Origin of the sequence: Methylophilus sp., from assembly GCF_035460085.1 — a bacterium.
Lineage (GTDB): Bacteria > Pseudomonadota > Gammaproteobacteria > Burkholderiales > Methylophilaceae > Methylophilus.
Genome location: NZ_DATHWZ010000048.1, coordinates 74,615 through 92,115, shown reverse-complemented (window position 1 = coordinate 92,115; position 17,501 = coordinate 74,615). Strand labels below are relative to the sequence as shown.

The 17,501-nt window shown below is 48.3% G+C and carries 20 protein-coding genes and 1 tRNA gene; 3 read left to right on the top strand and 18 right to left on the bottom strand.

The genetic code is table 11. The features are described from left to right. The 16 genes from nuoI to VK958_RS07625 all read right to left on the bottom strand — a co-directional run. Positions 1–448: NADH-quinone oxidoreductase subunit NuoI (gene nuoI, locus VK958_RS07700; protein ID WP_325240397.1), on the bottom strand; the 448-nt coding region annotated here is incomplete at its 3' end. Between the two features lie 52 nt (positions 449–500). After that, complete coding sequence (gene nuoH, locus VK958_RS07695; protein WP_325240395.1) at positions 501–1,529, bottom strand: NADH-quinone oxidoreductase subunit NuoH; 1,029 nt, start codon at positions 1,527–1,529, stop codon at positions 501–503. A gap of 1 nt (position 1,530) precedes the next feature. Continuing rightward, the gene (gene nuoG, locus VK958_RS07690; RefSeq protein WP_325240393.1) at positions 1,531–3,963 is read right to left on the bottom strand and encodes an NADH-quinone oxidoreductase subunit NuoG; all 2,433 of its coding nucleotides are present in this window, start codon (positions 3,961–3,963) and stop codon (positions 1,531–1,533) included. A 50-nt stretch (positions 3,964–4,013) separates the two neighbouring features. Continuing rightward, positions 4,014–5,348, bottom strand: a complete 1,335-nt coding sequence (gene nuoF / locus VK958_RS07685) for an NADH-quinone oxidoreductase subunit NuoF (protein ID WP_325240391.1) — start codon at positions 5,346–5,348, stop codon at positions 4,014–4,016. Positions 5,349–5,359: 11 nt separating this feature from the next. Then, positions 5,360–5,839 (bottom strand): NADH-quinone oxidoreductase subunit NuoE, encoded by a 480-nt coding sequence (gene nuoE / locus VK958_RS07680; protein ID WP_055825963.1) that lies wholly within the window; start codon positions 5,837–5,839, stop codon positions 5,360–5,362. Between the two features lie 74 nt (positions 5,840–5,913). After that, the gene (locus VK958_RS07675) at positions 5,914–7,167 is read right to left on the bottom strand and encodes an NADH-quinone oxidoreductase subunit D (RefSeq protein WP_325240388.1); all 1,254 of its coding nucleotides are present in this window, start codon (positions 7,165–7,167) and stop codon (positions 5,914–5,916) included. Positions 7,168–7,193: 26 nt separating this feature from the next. Then, positions 7,194–7,790, bottom strand: a complete 597-nt coding sequence (locus VK958_RS07670; protein WP_325240386.1) for an NADH-quinone oxidoreductase subunit C — start codon at positions 7,788–7,790, stop codon at positions 7,194–7,196. 43 nt (positions 7,791–7,833) lie between these two features. Beyond that, positions 7,834–8,313, bottom strand: coding sequence for a NuoB/complex I 20 kDa subunit family protein (locus tag VK958_RS07665; protein WP_055825969.1), 480 nt, complete (start codon positions 8,311–8,313; stop codon positions 7,834–7,836). 19 nt (positions 8,314–8,332) lie between these two features. After that, a complete protein-coding gene (locus tag VK958_RS07660; protein ID WP_325240405.1) occupies positions 8,333–8,662 on the bottom strand; it encodes an NADH-quinone oxidoreductase subunit A in 330 nt (109 codons plus the stop codon). A 177-nt stretch (positions 8,663–8,839) separates the two neighbouring features. Continuing rightward, positions 8,840–8,924 (bottom strand) — tRNA-Leu (locus VK958_RS07655). Positions 8,925–8,930: 6 nt separating this feature from the next. Then, the gene (gene secG / locus VK958_RS07650) at positions 8,931–9,275 is read right to left on the bottom strand and encodes a preprotein translocase subunit SecG (protein WP_325240383.1); all 345 of its coding nucleotides are present in this window, start codon (positions 9,273–9,275) and stop codon (positions 8,931–8,933) included. A 65-nt stretch (positions 9,276–9,340) separates the two neighbouring features. After that, the gene (tpiA, locus tag VK958_RS07645) at positions 9,341–10,123 is read right to left on the bottom strand and encodes a triose-phosphate isomerase (protein WP_325240381.1); all 783 of its coding nucleotides are present in this window, start codon (positions 10,121–10,123) and stop codon (positions 9,341–9,343) included. Between the two features lie 139 nt (positions 10,124–10,262). Then, a complete protein-coding gene (locus tag VK958_RS07640; RefSeq protein ID WP_325240379.1) occupies positions 10,263–11,342 on the bottom strand; it encodes an alkene reductase in 1,080 nt (359 codons plus the stop codon). 111 nt (positions 11,343–11,453) lie between these two features. Continuing rightward, positions 11,454–12,026, bottom strand: coding sequence for a YceI family protein (locus tag VK958_RS07635; RefSeq protein ID WP_325240377.1), 573 nt, complete (start codon positions 12,024–12,026; stop codon positions 11,454–11,456). Between the two features lie 25 nt (positions 12,027–12,051). Next, on the bottom strand, positions 12,052–12,624 hold the full coding sequence (locus VK958_RS07630) for a flavodoxin family protein (protein ID WP_325240375.1): 573 nt from the start codon (positions 12,622–12,624) through the stop codon (positions 12,052–12,054). A 39-nt stretch (positions 12,625–12,663) separates the two neighbouring features. Beyond that, positions 12,664–13,374: a pirin family protein gene (locus tag VK958_RS07625; RefSeq protein WP_325240373.1), complete on the bottom strand. Its 711-nt coding sequence runs from the start codon at positions 13,372–13,374 to the stop codon at positions 12,664–12,666. A 104-nt stretch (positions 13,375–13,478) separates the two neighbouring features. Between VK958_RS07625 and VK958_RS07620 the strand changes: the two genes are divergently transcribed. From VK958_RS07620 to tadA, 3 genes are read left to right on the top strand one after another with little or no spacing between them, the layout of a single operon-like run. After that, positions 13,479–14,396, top strand: a complete 918-nt coding sequence (locus VK958_RS07620; RefSeq protein WP_325240371.1) for a LysR family transcriptional regulator — start codon at positions 13,479–13,481, stop codon at positions 14,394–14,396. Positions 14,397–14,432: 36 nt separating this feature from the next. Then, on the top strand, positions 14,433–14,888 hold the full coding sequence (locus tag VK958_RS07615) for a phosphate-starvation-inducible PsiE family protein (protein WP_325240370.1): 456 nt from the start codon (positions 14,433–14,435) through the stop codon (positions 14,886–14,888). A 5-nt stretch (positions 14,889–14,893) separates the two neighbouring features. Next, positions 14,894–15,358 carry a tRNA adenosine(34) deaminase TadA gene (gene tadA, locus VK958_RS07610; RefSeq protein ID WP_325240368.1) on the top strand — a complete coding sequence of 155 codons (465 nt, stop codon included), beginning with the start codon at positions 14,894–14,896 and terminating at the stop codon, positions 15,356–15,358. Positions 15,359–15,459: 101 nt separating this feature from the next. Here the strand turns inward: tadA and VK958_RS07605 are convergent, their stop codons facing one another. Together VK958_RS07605 and VK958_RS07600 are read right to left on the bottom strand one after the other, a co-directional pair. After that, positions 15,460–16,266 (bottom strand): PEP-CTERM sorting domain-containing protein, encoded by an 807-nt coding sequence (locus VK958_RS07605; RefSeq protein ID WP_325240367.1) that lies wholly within the window; start codon positions 16,264–16,266, stop codon positions 15,460–15,462. Between the two features lie 93 nt (positions 16,267–16,359). Next, a complete protein-coding gene (locus VK958_RS07600; protein ID WP_325240365.1) occupies positions 16,360–17,214 on the bottom strand; it encodes a PEP-CTERM sorting domain-containing protein in 855 nt (284 codons plus the stop codon). Positions 17,215–17,501: the final 287 nt, after the last annotated feature.

The window sequence follows — 17,501 nt, the reverse complement described above, 5'->3', positions numbered from 1 at the left end:
CCTCATATTTATCCCCCACTTCCAGCAACATTTCTTTGGTATAAATCAGGTCACCGCGCTGTTCGCCGTGATAGTCAAAAATACGGGTTTCAACAATACTGTCTACCGGGCAGGACTCTTCACAAAAGCCACAGAAAATACCCTTGGTCAGGTCAATGTCATAACGCGTAGTACGGCGACTACCATCATCACGCTGGTCAGATTCGATGGTGATTGCCATCGCAGGGCATACCGCTTCACATAATTTGCAGGCAATGCAGCGCTCTTCACCATTCGGGTAGCGGCGTAACGCATGCAAACCACGGAATCGGTTCGATTGCGGCGTGCGCTCTTCCGGGTACTGGATAGTGATTTTCTTGGCAAAGAAATAGCGTCCGGTCAGGGCCATGCCTTTCAGCATTTCCCATAACATCAAACTGCCTAATGTATTTTTAATCGCGTTCAACATGGTTAGGTTTCTGTAATCCCTGTTTGTGCATTATCCAAAGTGTGAATATTCATCAATGGAACAAATAAGCCCACTGCGTTTGCATCATGGCGGCCACCACGACAATCCATACCAGTGTGATTGGAATAAATACTTTCCAGCCCAGACGCATGATCTGGTCATAGCGGTAACGCGGGAAGGTCGCGCGGAACCATAAAAACATGAATAGCAGGAAAGCGACTTTTGCCAGTAACCACAGAATGCTATCAGGCAGGAAAGGTACGGGGGACAACCAGCCGCCAAGGAACATCAAAGCCGCCAGCATGGAAACCAATATCATGTTGGCGTATTCCGCCAGGAAGAATACGGCGAAAGCCATGCCTGAATATTCAACGTGGAAACCGGCCACAATCTCGGATTCACCTTCGGCGACATCAAACGGTGCGCGGTTAGTCTCGGCGACGGCACTGATAAAATACACGATGAATAAGGGAAACAATGGAATAAAGTACCAGTGCCAGAAACCACCCTCCTGCCCCATGACAATCTTGCCTAGGTTGAGTGAGTTCGCACACATGAGCACACCAACCAGTGTGAAACCCATGGCGATCTCATAAGACACAATTTGTGCGGCTGATCGTAATGAACCAAGGAAAGCGTATTTGGAGTTGGATGCCCAGCCGGCAATGATCACGCCGTAAACGGCCACGGAAGTCATCGCCAGGATATATAACAAACCGGCATCAATATTGGCTAGTACCAGTGTTGCATCAAACGGTATCACCGCCCAGGCAGCGAAAGCTGGGGCAATGGTGAGAATCGGGCCAATAAAGAACAACACCTTATTGGACGCGGTAGGCAGGATAATTTCTTTAAACAACAGTTTTAAAGCATCTGCCACCGGTTGTAACAAGCCAAACGGACCCACACGATTGGGGCCGATACGTACCTGCATGTAGCCAATGACCTTACGCTCGAAATAGGTCAGGTACGCGACGCAAATCATCAATGGCAGCACAATGGCGACAATTTTTACCAGCGTCCAGGTCGCCAGTTGCACATCTGGCCAGTAGGATCCAAATAATTCAGAGAAGAATTGCATGTTATGCCATCTCGGTCAGTTGTTTTTCGTAAATCGCCACTTGGTCGATTGCCGCTTTTTCTATGGTGATATCCCCCATCAGGTCGCCCAACCCAACCGTCAGTGGATGTGCTGCCGCTACACGCACGCAACCTTTAGCCACATGATTATCTACGCGCACTTTCAGTACCGCACTGCCTTTGCTCTGGCGGACAACCACAATATCTCCATCCTGCAAGCCTAATTCAGCCAACTGATCGCCATGTATACGCGCCATCGGGCGGATGTTGTACTTGGTTTTTTGCAATGGCGCGGAGCGACGCACGATAGGGTCCGACTCATATTGCGGAACTTCGCCGATACGTTGCAAGCCCTCCTTCTTGATATTGACCTGGATCTCAACTAGCTCCTTCAGGTTGTTATTCAGGCTACGCCAGACCACTGCCGAAGGCTTCTCACCATTGAAAAGTGCGTTCTTCACTTCATCAGAGCTGTTGTAATCAAATCCGGACAAGCCCAGGGTATTCGCCAGCACACGCAACACTTTCCACCCAGGACGGCACTCGCCCAGCGGACGGGTCACCGCCTTGAAGCTCTGCACGCGGCCTTCCATACTCATAAAGGTACCGGAAGTCTCTGTGAAGGGTGCAATAGGCAGCAGGATATCGGCGTTTTCAAGTGCGGAAGACTTATAGGCGGTTAATGCCACCACGCACTCGGCTTTTGCCATGGCGTCATTCGCCAATGCAGCATGCTGGCAATCCAGTTCAGGCTCGATATTCAATAACAGGTAAGCCTTGCGCGGCACCTCTAACATGGCGCGCGCATGCATGCCAGTGGCTGAAGGCATCACGCCCAGCATGTGCATACCGGTGCTATTGGCCGCTGGTGGCAGGATGCCGCCTTTAGCACCACTGATACCACCAATCGCTTCTGCCATACTGTACATCTCGGTGAAGCGCGGATCACTCAATGCCATATTACCGAGGAAAATGCCAACCTTGGGCGCGATCAGGATCAGGTCATCACGGATACCCGCCAGGCTTTCCGCGATCTTCTGCGTATTCGGACGCACCTGGATTTCTTCGAGTAACGCATTCAATGCCGGTGGCAGGCAAAGCGACAGTTTTTGCAAACCGGACATCGCTTTCAGGATCTGTCCCAGCACATTGACCATATCATTAGGGCGCACAATCACTTTATGCGCGATATCCATCAATGGATCATTGTCCAGCGGGCTGACAATGCTGAGCTCAGCACCATTAGCCACCGCTTTACGGATGCGTTGTGCCAGCAATGGGTGTTCATTACGGATATTGGATCCGATAAGCAGTATACGATCCAGCTCTTCAACTTCCTGGATATTGCAGCCCATCCACGGCGTACCGGTACGCTTGCCATCCAGGCGGAAATCGGTCTGGCGCAGGCGGTAGTCGACATTGCCGCATCCAAGGCCATCAGCCAGTTGCTTGATCAGGTAACCTTCTTCCATGGTGCTGTTTGGAGAAACCAGCACGCCGAGCGCCTCTCCACCATGTTGTTTGGTAATGTCTTTGAGCTGGCCTGCAGCAAATTCCAGCGCTGTTTTCCAATCTGTTTCCTGCCATTGCCCGTTGTGCTTGATCATCGGCACTTTCAGGCGATCCGGACTGTTCAGGCCTTCGTAAGAGAAACGGTCGCGGTCAGATAACCAGCATTCGTTGATTGACTCTTTTTCACGCGGCAACACGCGCATGACTTTGTTATCTTTAACATGCACTTCAACATGTGAGCCAAGGCCGTCATGCGGGGCAATTGAAGGTCGGCGTACCAGCTCCCAGCTTCGCGCAGAATAGCGGAAGGGCTTACTGGTCAAGGCGCCGACCGGGCATAAATCGATAATGTTGCCGCTTAACTCAGAGTTAACTGATTGATCCACATAGGCGGTAATTTCAGCATGCTCACCACGGTTGACCAGTCCCAACTCCTGCATGCCGCCGACTTCCTTGAGGAAGCGCACACAACGGGTACATTGTATACAGCGTGTCATATCGGTACTGACTAATGGGCCAATGTTCTTGTTGAACACTACCCGCTTTTCTTCAGTGTAACGTGAGCCCGAAGCGCCATAAGCGACGGCGATATCCTGCAGATCACACTCACCGCCCTGGTCGCAAATCGGGCAATCAAGCGGGTGGTTGATCAGCAAAAATTCCATGACGCTTTTCTGCGCTTCAACCGAAGACTTACTACGTGTATAAATCTTCATGCCATCTGCCACCGGAGTTGCACAGGCGGGCAATGGCTTATTGAATTTTTCTACCTGTACCAGGCACATACGGCAGTTAGCGGCGACAGACAGTTTTTTGTGATAGCAGAAACGCGGGATGGCAATGCCTACCGCATCTGCAGCATCAATAATAGTGCTGCCGTGTTCGACCTCTAGTGGTTTGCCATCAATTTCAATATTTAACATATCTGCTATCTCTAAAATTTATTTGTTGAGGTGATCTCAAAAATAGATTTTTATTTACCGTCAACCATGGATTTGCCATGCTGTATGTAATACTCAAACTCCGGGCGGAAATGCTTGATAAAGCTCAGCACCGGCGTCGCCGCTGCATCTCCCAGCGCGCAAATCGTGCGGCCGGAAATGTTGTTGCTTAAATCAGTCAGCAGATCCAGGTCTTCCATCTTGCCTTTGCCATTGACGATACGCTCAATGATACGATACACCCAGCCGGTACCTTCACGGCATGGCGTACATTGGCCACAGCTTTCTTCATAAAAGAAATAGCTCAGGCGTTTCAATGTTTTGACCATGCAGGTGGTGTCATCCATGACAATCATGGAACCCGCACCCAGGCTGGAACCTGCTTTACTCAAGCCGTCGTAATCCATAGTGGCATTTTCAATGGCGCTGGCTGGCATGACTGCCGTGGACGGGCCGCCTGGAATCACCGCTTTTAGCTGACGTCCTTTCCAGATACCGCCGGCCATTTGCAGCAGGTCCTTGAATGGCGTGCCCATTTTGATTTCATAGTTGCCAGGCTTTTCGACATGGCCGGACACCGAAAATAACTTGCTACCGCCAGAATTAGGCACACCCAGGTCAGCAAATGCCTGACCGCCATGCTGCATGATCCATGGGATCGAAGTATAGCTCTCGGTATTGTTGACATTGGTAGGTTTGCCAAATACGCCATAACTGGCAGGAAATGGCGGTTTGAAACGCGGCTGCCCTTTTTTGCCTTCAATGGATTCGATCAGGGCAGTTTCTTCACCGCAGATATAGGCACCGTAGCCGTGCACGGCATAGAGATCAAAACTGAAGCTGGTGCCGAACAGGTTTTCACCCAGGTAACCTGCTTCGCGTGCTTCTGCCAACGCAGTCTCAAATATTTCGTAATCTTGCCAGATTTCTCCGTGAATATAGTTGTACCCTACCCTCGCACCTAGTGTGTAGGCGGCAATCGCCATGCCTTCGATCAACTGGTGCGGGTTGTAACGGATAATATCGCGGTCTTTGAATGTGCCCGGTTCGCCTTCATCGCTATTACAGACCAGGTATTTGGTGCCGTCGTAATAACGCGGCATGAAACTCCACTTCAAGCCGGTCGGAAAACCTGCACCGCCGCGCCCGCGCAGGTTGGATACTTTTACCTGGCTGATGATTTCCGGCGCTTTGATTCCCTCAGTGACCAATCGCTTGAGTTGACCATAACCACCCAGTTTTTCATAAGTAGAGAGCGCGGCAGGATTTTCTTCGGTCAGCGTGCGCAAAGTGACCAGCGTCTGCCCGGCCAGGTCTGTTTTAATCACAGGTGGTTTATCAGCAGGGATATTTGAAGTGCTTGCCATTACCCGTTCCTTCAGCCCTTGTTTAACTCATTAATGAGTGCATCCACTTTTTCAGTGGTCAGAAACTCATGCATTTGACTGTTGTTCACATGCAGCAACGGCGCGCCGCCGCAACAGCCCATGCACTCGCCCTCTTTCAGGCAGAATTTGCCGTCGGCGGTGACTTCATTAAAGCCAACACCGAGTTTGTGCTGCAGATGTTCGACAATCTCATCCGACCCGCGCAACATACACGAGATATTGGTACAGATGGTGATCTTGTGTTCACCCACCGGCTCGAGCTCATACATATTGTAGAAAGTGGCGACTTCCAGTGCGGCAATTTCCGGAATCCGCAGATACTTCGCTACTTCAGAAATACTTTCCTTGGACAACCAGCCACGCTCCATTTGCACAATACGCAAAGCGGACATCACTGCTGCCTGGCGCCTGTCTTTGGGATACTTGCCCAATTCGTATTCAATTTTCTCTATCGATTCTGCACTTAACATGCTTGTACCTTAATATCTTTTCGACTTATCCACTGTGAAATCCGGATCTGGTCGATCCGATTACCTATCGACTTTTATCTATCAATTTCGCCGAACACAATATCTTGTGTACCAATAATCGCCACCAGGTCGGCAATCATGTGCCCTCTGGTCATTTCATCCAGCGCTGCCAGATGCGCAAATCCTGGCGCACGAATTTTCAAGCGATAAGGCTTGTTGGCACCATCGGAAACCATATAAATACCAAACTCACCTTTAGGATGCTCAATGGCGGCATAAGCCTCGCCTACTGGCACGTGAAAGCCTTCTGTAAACAACTTGAAATGGTGGATCAAGTCTTCCATATTGGTTTTCATGCCTTCGCGGTTAGGCGGCGCAATCTTATTATCAGCAGTAATCACCGGGCCAGGATTCACGCGTAACCAGTCTATACATTGCTTGATAATGCGGTTGGACTGGCGCATCTCTTCCACACGCACCAGGTAGCGGTCATAACAGTCTCCGTTCACACCTAATGGAATATCAAAGTCCATCTTGTCATAGACTTCATACGGTTGTTTCTTGCGCAAATCCCAGGCGATACCCGAACCACGCAGCATGGCACCAGTCAAGCCCAAAGCCAACGCCCGTTCAGGTGTCACCACGCCGATACCTACAGTACGCTGTTTCCAGATACGGTTATCGGTAAGCAGTGTTTCGTATTCATCAACATAAGTCGGGAAGCGGTTGGTAAAGTCTTCAATAAAATCCAGCATGGAACCCTGGCGGTTCTCATTCAGTTTTTTGATTTCTGCGTCACTGCGGAACTTAGTCGTTTCGTGCTGCGGCATTTTTTCCGGCAGGTCACGGTACACACCGCCCGGACGGTAATAGGCTGCATGCATACGTGCGCCAGAGACCGCCTCATACACATCGAACAGATCTTCACGTTCACGGAAGGCGTACAGGAACACCGTCATCGCCCCGACATCCAGCGCATGCGCGCCTAGCCATAGCAAGTGATTGAGGATACGTGTGATTTCATCAAACATGACACGGATGTATTGCGCACGGATCGGCACTTCGAGCCCGAGCATCTTCTCAATCGCCATCACATAGGCATGCTCATTGGCCATCATAGAGACATAATCCAGACGATCCATATACGGTACGCTTTGCAGGTAAGTGCGGTTTTCGGCCAACTTTTCTGTTGCTCTATGCAGCAAGCCAATATGCGGATCTGCACGCTGAATCACTTCGCCATCCAGCTCAAGTACCAAACGCAACACACCATGCGCCGCAGGGTGCTGCGGGCCAAAGTTCATGGTGTAATTCTTAATTTCAGCCATACTAAAAATTCCCTAGCTTGCCAGATTTAGCCATGATGTTTTCCTTCATCACGAATCAGGCGCGGTACATTATTGCGTTGATCAATCGATACCGGTTGATACACCACGCGCTGCTGTACCGGGTCATAGCGCATTTCCACATTGCCGATCATGGGGAAATCCTTACGGAACGGATGGCCGACAAACCCATAATCAGTCAGCAGGCGGCGTAAATCCGGATGATTTTCAAACATGAGGCCGTAAAGATCAAACGCTTCGCGCTCAAACCAGTTAGCTACTGGCCAGACATCAACCAATGTCGGAAATACAGGAAAATCATCATCTGTCGCAAATGTACGAATACGCACGCGCTGATTCAAGCCCACAGACAACAGATGTAACACCACCGCAAAGCGTGGTCCTTCCCAGCGTCCGTCAGCATAGTCAGAATAATCCACACCACACAAATCAATCAGCTGCTCGAACTTGAGTTCTGCATGCGTCTTCAATTTATCAGCCACCGCCAACAAATGTTTTACATGTACCTCTACCGTAATCTCACCCAGCTTTTGTTCCAGCCTGACCACGCCATCGCCCAGGGCTAACTTGAGCTGCGCAGATAAATGTTCGAGTTTTGCGGACATAGGTTAATTTCTTAGCTGAGTTTTTTAATTTCTGGTGAGGGTATCAGGTTCGGGCAATCGTATTAGTCCGCTTGATTTTTTTCTGAAGCTGGATAATGCCATACAACAGAGCCTCTGCAGTTGGCGGGCAACCTGGCACGTAAACATCTACCGGCACAATCCGGTCACAGCCACGCACTACCGCGTATGAATAATGATAATAACCACCACCATTGGCACAGCTACCCATAGAAATAACCCAGCGTGGCTCGGCCATCTGGTCATAAACCTTGCGCAACGCAGGAGCCATTTTGTTGACCAGCGTGCCGGCCACAATCATCACATCCGATTGCCGCGGGCTGGGGCGGAATACGATACCAAAGCGGTCCAGGTCATAACGCGCCGCGCCAGCATGCATCATTTCTACGGCACAACAAGCCAGGCCAAACGTCATCGGCCATAGAGAACCGGTTCGTGTGTAATTGATCACCGTATCCAGTGTGGTGGTGACAAAGCCTTTTTCCAGTACGCCTTCAATGCTCATAGCATTATTCCTATTCCCATCAGTCCCACTCTAAAGCGCCCTTCATCCATTCAAAGATGAAGCCGACCACCAGTACAAACAAGAAAACCATCATTGCCCAAAAACCAGCCGGGCCAATCTCCTGAATCACAATCGCCCAGGGGAAAAGAAAAGCAATTTCGAGATCAAACAGGATAAACAGAATGGCGACCAGGTAATAACGCACGTCAAACTTCATGCGCGCATCTTCAAATGCTTCAAAGCCACATTCATAAGGAGAATTTTTTTCCGCATCAGGCCGATGCGGAGAGACGAGTTTACCCAGGATAAGTGGCCCCAGGCCAACGCCCAAGCCCACCAGAGTAAACATCAAAATCGGGAAATAATTTTCTAACACTGATTTGCCTTCATCGATCATGTTAACAAGTCATTTCACTGCAAACCTAAGGGCCTGACAACGACACAAGAAACACGCCCAAGCAAACACTCCTCAACCAGCCGACGTCGTGAAACCTAGAATCACTAATAGATCACACTTCAACATCGCTGGTGCCGTCGGCGAGACTCGAACTCGCACAACTTTCGTCACTACCCCCTCAAGATAGCGTGTCTACCAATTCCACCACGACGGCTAAAAATTAATTAGGAATATCTTTGGGTGTATTTTCAACCGGCTTGGCAGATTCATCTGCCTCACCTTTGGCCGGAGCCTGTTGTGTCAGCGGCGATTTAACCACGCTGCCAGAACCCGCTTTATGACTGGACATAAATGCCAGCGTCAAACTGGTTGCAAAAAATACTGTAATAAAAATCGATGTCAGCTTGCTGAGCAAATTGGAAGAGCCTGAAACCCCGAACAAACTACCTGAGGCGCCACTTCCGAATGCTGCACCCATGTCAGCGCCTTTGCCGTGCTGCAATAAGACCAGGCCAATCACTGAAGCTGCTGCCAACACATGAATGACAAGAATGACGTTTTCCATATTCCTTAATCCGATAATGTAATAACAATGATGCTTTTGGCACGCTTGCTATTGAGTTAGAGGTGCTATTTTACAGGAACGGCCTGACATATTTTTATAAATTGCCCAACATCTAGTGAACAACGACCGATCAGCGCACCATCTATTTCCTTCTGATTTAATAATTGTACCGCATTTTGTGGATTTACGCTGCCTCCGTAAAGGATTTTTAAGCTTGCAGAGGCCGATTTATCTGCATTCGCCACTGACTCGCGAATAAACTGGTGCATGGCGACCGCCTGCTCGGCGGTCGCGGCTAAACCAGTGCCAATCGCCCAAATCGGCTCGTAAGAAACAATGGCATCGGCAAACGCCTCGCCACCAAACAGGCGAATAATGGTTTCTAATTGACGACCGACCACCCGCTCCATCACACCGGCTTCACGTTCTAGCAAGGTTTCACCGACGCATAAAATCGGCTTCAGTCCATGGCGCTTGGCCACCATCATTTTTTCGGCGATATTTTCATCCGACTCGCAGTAGGCAGTACTGCGTTCTGAATGGCCGATAATCACATATTGCGCGCCAAAATCACGCAACATGCTTGCAGCCACTTCACCGGTATAAGCACCTTGCTCGAACTTGGCAAGATTTTGCGCACCCCAACCAATCCGCGAGCTTGATAACAACGATTTTGCTTGTGCCAGGTATGGATATGGCACACACACCACCACATCCGTTTGTGGAAGCACTGCCAGTCCTTTCAGGTAACCTTCTATCAACGCCTGGTTAACAGCAAGGCTGCCATGCATTTTCCAGTTGGCAACAATTAACTTGGGGGGAATAATATTTGAATCAGGTGGAGACATGCAGAAATTAACTCACAATGTACGGAGCGTTAGCCCATTGAATTTGCTTTGCGCGAATTCTACGCCCGCACACCGTGAGCGACAAGTCCGGTGATAAAACTTGAGGTATAAAGCCAGGCCATAAGACCCGGCAAAACAATTAGGCGCTCAAGAACGGATAATCCGTATATCCCTTGTCAGTGCCACCATAGAATGATGAAGAGTCAGCTTCATTCAATGGAGCATCTTTCGCATAGCGCGAGACGAGGTCAGGGTTCGCGATAAACGGCACACCATAAGCCACCGCATCTGCATGCCTACTGGCAATCACTGCATTGCCACGCGCTTTGTCATAGCCAAGATTGGCGATATAGCCATTATTGAACAGTTTACGCAGCGCCTCAAAATCAAACGGCTCAGATTCACCGCCACCATGAATGCCGCCTTCAACCGCATGCAGATAGGCCAGGCCAAACTGGTTGAGCGCCTGGGCTACATAATTGAAAGTGTGTTGCGGCTGGCTATCTTTCATGTCATTGAACGGATTCACCGGGGAAATACGTACACCCACTTTATCCGCTCCGATCGTTTCCACTACGGCCTGCACTACTTCCAGCAATAATCGGGTGCGATTCTCTATGGACCCGCCATAAGCATCTTCACGATGATTTGAGCCATCCCTTAAAAACTGGTCTAGCAGGTAACCATTTGCTGCATGCACTTCCACCCCATCAAAACCGGCTGCGATGGCACAACGGGTAGCATGTACATAATCTTGAACAATAGTCGGCAATTCATCCAGTTCCAACGCACGTGGAGTGACATAGTCCTGTAAACCTTGATAAGTGAAAGCCTGGCCAGCAGGCTTGATTGCAGAAGGCGCAACTGGCAGCGACTGATTCGGTAACAAGCTAGGGTGTGAAATACGTCCAACATGCCACAATTGGATGACGATTTTGCCACCTTGCGCATGGACAGCATCAGTCACTTTTTTCCAGCCGGCAATCTGTGCATCGGTATAAATTCCTGGCAAGGCCGGGTAACCATGGGCCATTGGTGTAATTGGCGTTGCTTCTGTAATAATCAGGCCCGCTGTGGCGCGCTGCTCGTAATACGTCACATTAATGGCCTGCGGTACACCGCCCTCACCTGCACGATTACGCGTAAGAGGTGCCATCACTACGCGATTTTTTAATGCGATTGCGCCAAGTGTTAATGGGGAAAATAAATCCAATGCCATGCTTAGTCTCCGATACTTACATTTTACGAATCTTGAAAAGAATATACGGAAGCCTGACCAAACAAGGCTTCCGCATTGATATAGCTATTACCTGTATCCTTTATAACTATGTTATTTAGCTTTAACACCTTCAATCAACAAGGTGACTTCAATGTCATCGCCTACTGGTGAGTTAGCACCAGTCGCCCAGCCATAACCGTAATCTGAGGCTTTCAGAGTCACATGCCCTTCAAATCCAGCGCGTTGCCCGCCCCATGGATCAGAACCGTATCCTAGTACGCGTACAGGAATATCCACTTGTTTGGTGACGCCATGCATGGTCAATTTGCCCTGCAAGATGGCCTGATTCTGATTAGAAGCAGTGATCTTGGTGCTTTCAAACTGAATCTGTGTATATTTGGCGGCATCCAGATATTTGTCGGCTTTGATATGCTCATCGCGCTTGGCTAAACCAGAGTTCACACTGGCAACATTAATAGTGGCGCGCACGGTAGCGGTATTCAAGTTGGCCGGATCAAGTGTGATCACTCCAGTCACATCATTAAACGTACCAGAGGTTTTGGCAACCACATGCCGGATACTGAAGTTGGCAAAACTATGCGCAGCATCAATATTGTATGTTTCGGTAGCGGCCCAGGCTTGTGAAGCTGCCAACAGACTTACGGCTAAGAATAACTTTTTCACTTGAATTTCTCCCTAATTTGGATTGTTATTTAGATTCAGAAAACCGTTTGGCAATCGTAGCAACGCGCTCACCCAAATGTTCGGCAGTCAATAGATCACTAGGAATCGGACCAAACTCAGGACCCTGATCCGCATTCGCCTGCGCCATCGCGCCCAAGAAGCCACCCAAACGATTTAAATCGTTGACCGACCCTTTGCTATTATTGTTCCCCGGCAATAAATCCTGGCCGACCCAGATCATGCCGTGTTGCGCTGCAAATACCGCTAACTGTATTAATGTATTGAGCTTGTCCCCACTTTGGCTGGCTGAGGTGGTAAATCCGGCTGCAATCTTGTCTTTCCACTCGCGGACATACCACTTCTCTGAACTGGCCTCCATAAAAGCTTTAAACGCCGCTGATGCTGAACCCATATACGTCGGGCTACCGAAAATAATCGCGTCACTTGCTTTAAGTACATCCCATTGCTGCTGGGCTTCTTCCGCAGTGAAAAGATGCAGCTCTACATCTGTCACTTTCTCGACACCGCGCGCTACCGCCTTGGCTTGCTCTGCGGTATGGCCATAACCACTGTGATACACAATTGAGACTTGAGTCATTTTTGTACTCCCTTATTGTTAAGTATTTAATGTTAAAAACTATGTTGTATTGCCAGGCAAATCAAACCACAACACTTCACTTTCTTCATGCGCGCGCATTTCCAGCTTGGTCGCATCTTCAATTTTCAGCGCATCGCCAGTGACTAAGCGCTCACCATTGATCTCAACTTCACCACGCGCTACGTGCATATAAGCACTGCGGCCTTCGCTAACCTCCAGAGGCAGGCTATGTTCTGCCTCAAGTACGGTGGCGCACAAAGTCACATCCTGATGGACTTTCAAAGAGCCATCCCAGGCATCAGGCGAAGCGATCAAAGCCCAGCGATTTAATTTACTCTCTACAGAAATCGTTTTTTCTTCATAGCCAGGTGCCAGATTCAAAGTCGCGGGCTCAATCCATATCTGCAATAAATGCGCAGTGGTTTTGTCAGAGGCATTCATCTCACTATGGCGCACGCCAGTACCGGCGGTCATCCGCTGCACATCACCAGCACGAATGACTGACCCATTGCCCATGCTGTCGGTATGGCGTAGCTCACCTTCCAGCATGTAAGTAATGATTTCCATATCCTGATGGCCGTGCATGCCAAAACCGGTTGCCGGTGCGACTTTATCGTCGTTAATGACGCGCAATACCGAAAACCCCATATGGGCGGGATCGTAATAACTGGAAAATGAAAAACTATGAAAACTTTCTAGCCAGCCATGATTGGCATAACCACGGGTATTAGAAGGACGAATGTTCAACATTTATTCACTCCGTTTGAAAGATTAAATGTATGATAAAAAAAGACTTACATCATTGATAGCAAAACATTTTGCATCACTCGTTCAATTTTTTTGATTAAGATTTTATGAGTATCAAACTCAGCATTGAAGCACTTGAAGTACTGGACATGATAGCCCGCAAAGGCAGCTTTGCGGCAGCAGCAGAAGCCTTGTACCGCGTGCCATCAGCATTGACCTACACGGTACGCAAACTGGAAGAAGATTTAGGCATAGAGTTATTTGACCGCACCGGCCATCGCGCGACGCTTACCAAGGCCGGCACTGAGCTGTTGAAAGAAGGCCGCTATTTACTGGATGCGGCTCAAACGCTGGAATGTCGCGTACGCAGGATTGCCACTGGCGTCGAGACAGACATCGCGATCGCCATCAGTGATTTATTCGATTTCCAGCCTATCCTGAATTTATTGCAAGCGTTCTATCAGCAAGGCTTTGGTACACGCGTCAAACTTTTGCGAGAAGTCTATGGCGGTAGCTGGGATGCCCTACAGACTAATCGGGCAGATATTTCCATAGGCGCGCCTGGTGATTCTCCGCCGGGTAATGGATTTGGCACACAGTTGTTAGGCCAACTTGAGTTTGTGTTTGCCATTGCGCCGCACCACCCTTTAGCATCACTTCCAGAGCCCTTAAGCGCCAATGATATCGTACAGCATCGGGTTGTCGCCGCAGCGGATAGTTCGCGGAACCTGCCTCCACGCAGCTCCGGCATTCTCTCCGGCCAGGACATCCTGACTGTGCCTGATATGCAGACCAAGTTACAGGCGCAGATTTCAGGCATTGCCATCGGCTACCTACCCAGGCAGATGGCACAATCTGCGGCTGAAAAAGGCTTACTTCTCATTAAACAGGTAGCCGAACCCAAGCCGGTTGCTCCCACTTTTATTGCATGGCGCAACCAACGCCCTATCGATATGGGTAAAGCCATGCAGTGGCTAATCAAAGAACTCTCGCAGGTCAGCCTGGAGCAATTGCTCACCAAATGATTTATCATCTGGTCTGGATTAGCAGATGGAACCCGCATGTCACAAGAACAATTGCCTGAAGAATTCGAGCCACTTAACCGCATCGCCATCAAAGCCATGCTATGGCTCAATGGCTTAGCGCATATCATCATCGGACTGGCACTCGCCATTTCGGTGATCATGTTCACCTGGCTATTTTTTATAGACGTGAAAGAAGCCGCCTCAACCAACAATCTGGTACATGGCTTTTTACGCGCCCTGGGCACATTGATGTTGCTATGGTCTATATCTGCATTAATCTCAGCAGAGATACGTTACCTTCGCGGCCATAAATTACTGGTAGAGACTTTTGTTGAAGTAGTACTTGTCATGTTTCTCCGCAAACTCATCGTACTACCTGTACAAGATGCCACCCCTACCTACCAGGAAATCGGAATCTGGCTGGCAGGTGCTTTCACCATGGGCCTGGTGTACATTTTGATTCGCCTTGCTGACAAACCCAGTAGTCACTAAACATCATGCAAGACCAAGATTACATGCGCATAGCCATTGCGCTAGCTGAAGAAGCCGCTGGCCTGGGCGAAGTACCTGTGGGCGCCATAGTGGTTAAAAATGGAGAGGTGATAGGCCGCGGTAAAAATGCCCCTATCAGTCTGAATGACCCTACCGCCCATGCGGAGATCCAGGCAATGCGTGAAGCTGCACAACACCTAGGCAACTACCGGTTAGTAGACTGCGCACTATATGTCACCCTGGAACCTTGCGCCATGTGTAGCGGCGCTATCCAGCATGCCCGTATTTCACGGCTGGTATACGGCGCTAGCGACCCTAAAACGGGCTGCTGCGGTAGTGTGATTAACTTAATGGCTGAAGCTAAATTAAACCATCATTGTGAGATTACGAATAATGTCATGGCTGAGGAGTGTGGGGCACTTTTAAGCAGTTTTTTCAAACAGCGTAGGCTGGACAAAGCAAAAATATAAATCACGCTCATTCAATGCCACACTGAAAGCCACGAGCAATCTTTAACGCTAAATAAAAATAAACCCGCCATCGGCGGGTTTATTTTCAGTACTTAAATAACTTAAGCAGATTTACGACGGCGAACAATACTACCGATCATGGCCAAACCAGCCATCATCATAGCGTAAGTTTCAGCTTCAGGAACCATGGTAACGGCAAAACCGCTCAGAAACATATCTTGGCGGATGCGACCGCCTTCAGAAGTTGATGCGCCTTGAACGATATGCACTGCATTTGAGGTCCACTCAACGAGTGCATTGTCAGCGCTGAACTTGATCAGATACAAACCACTGTTAGGATTATCTTCACCCAGACTTACATCGGTACGAATAGCTACTTTGTCAGCATCGAAGTATGCACCTGTATCAGCGGTTGTGGCGTTATAAGAGGCAATGTAATCAGAACGTGAAGGATCACGCAAACGATAGCCAGCTTCGGCTCCACTGTAAATATCTGACGCATAAGTCCAAGCAGCGCTCAAATTACCCGTGTAATCAGCAAAACCTGCACGCAGAATAGAATTGATTTCAGTAATTCCATATTCGTCATCAGTCAACTGGAAATAGGTACCGATAATATAAGAGTTAGTCGAACCTTCATACCATACAGAATCCACAAACTGACCAACAATCTGGTTTGTATTGCCAACGACTGGTGAGTAAACATCAGTTGTCACAGAATTCTTAAGTGTCCATGAAGAAGGCAAATCATTTATAAAGAACGAATCAGTTGCAGGGTTGTTGGTACTGCCTGGCGTACGTGCGCCATTATTAGAAATAGTGGTGAAATCACCTGCATATACAGAACCTACAGCAGCAAAGGTAAGCGCTGCTGCAGCTAAAGATTGTTTCAAAAGAGTAGCTTTCATAGTATTATTTCCTCGCAATATTAAGATAATTAGATGGCGGGGTAGCATTAGCTCCCCGCTCTTTTTTTCATGGCATATAGTTTAATAAGACCATTATTTAGTTTTACGACGACGCGCTGCAGCCCCAACTACGCCAAGTCCAGCCATCATCAAGGCATAAGTTTCAGCTTCTGGTACCGGTGTAGCAATGAAGCCAGTCATAAAGCCCCCAACAACAGCTTGCCCCTCTTCACCCGCTTGGTAGTATCCGATTGCATTTGCGCCAAGACCGTAGTTAACAGCATCTGTCTTAACTAAATACAAGCCGGACCATGGGTTACCCTCTGAGACACTGATATCTGCTTTTTGACGCACAATACCATCTGTGTAATCTACAACTGGGTCATAAGTAAAATCATTTGTTTGACCTGCTTGATACATACGCAAATCAAAGTCGGAAAGGAATGTCCATGCAACGTTCGGGTTGTCGCCTGCACCTTGACGATACAAATAGTTAACTTCTTGATCGTTATCTACAAGGTTCATATAACGCGTACCAAAAACCAGTTTGCCATCAGCGCTATCGCGGTAGACATAATCAAACACAGTTGCTTGAGCAATGCCAGGTAACAAAGTTACATTGTCAGTCACGCGCCAATCAACCAGGGTTAATGTACCTGTTGAAATAGTTGGATTACCAGTAGTAGTTGCGAAAGCCCTGTAATTCAGTGCGGATGCAACTACACCATTGTCTGAACCATACTCGTAACCACTCAAATAAGTAGTTGAGGTCAGATTCTCAATGTAGAAAATATCCCTGTTTGGATTATTGATACCGTTTTTCAAACCACCATTAGCGAGGGAAAGATCTCCGCCCACACCTTGTGTTAACGATACAAAATTCCCTGCATAGGCGCTGTTTACGCTAAGTGCAAGCATACTAGCTAACAATATTTCTTTTAACTTCATCACTAATCTCCTTCATTTTAAGAATATATGTTTTAAAATCTATTCCACTTGCCATGGTCAGATTGCAAAACAATACCTGCTGCATTTTTAATAATGGTTTAAAGTTCAAGCAGCTTCGTCTTAAATGAAACGCATAATTTATGCCAGCCAGATTGCGCTTATCAGAAATTTACACAAACATTCTCGCACAATTAATTTCACATAACTCCATGATTATTAATCATTTATTTTTTACCAAAAATACATTTTAGTTTAATTTTTCTTTACATAAACAAGAAAAAATAAAT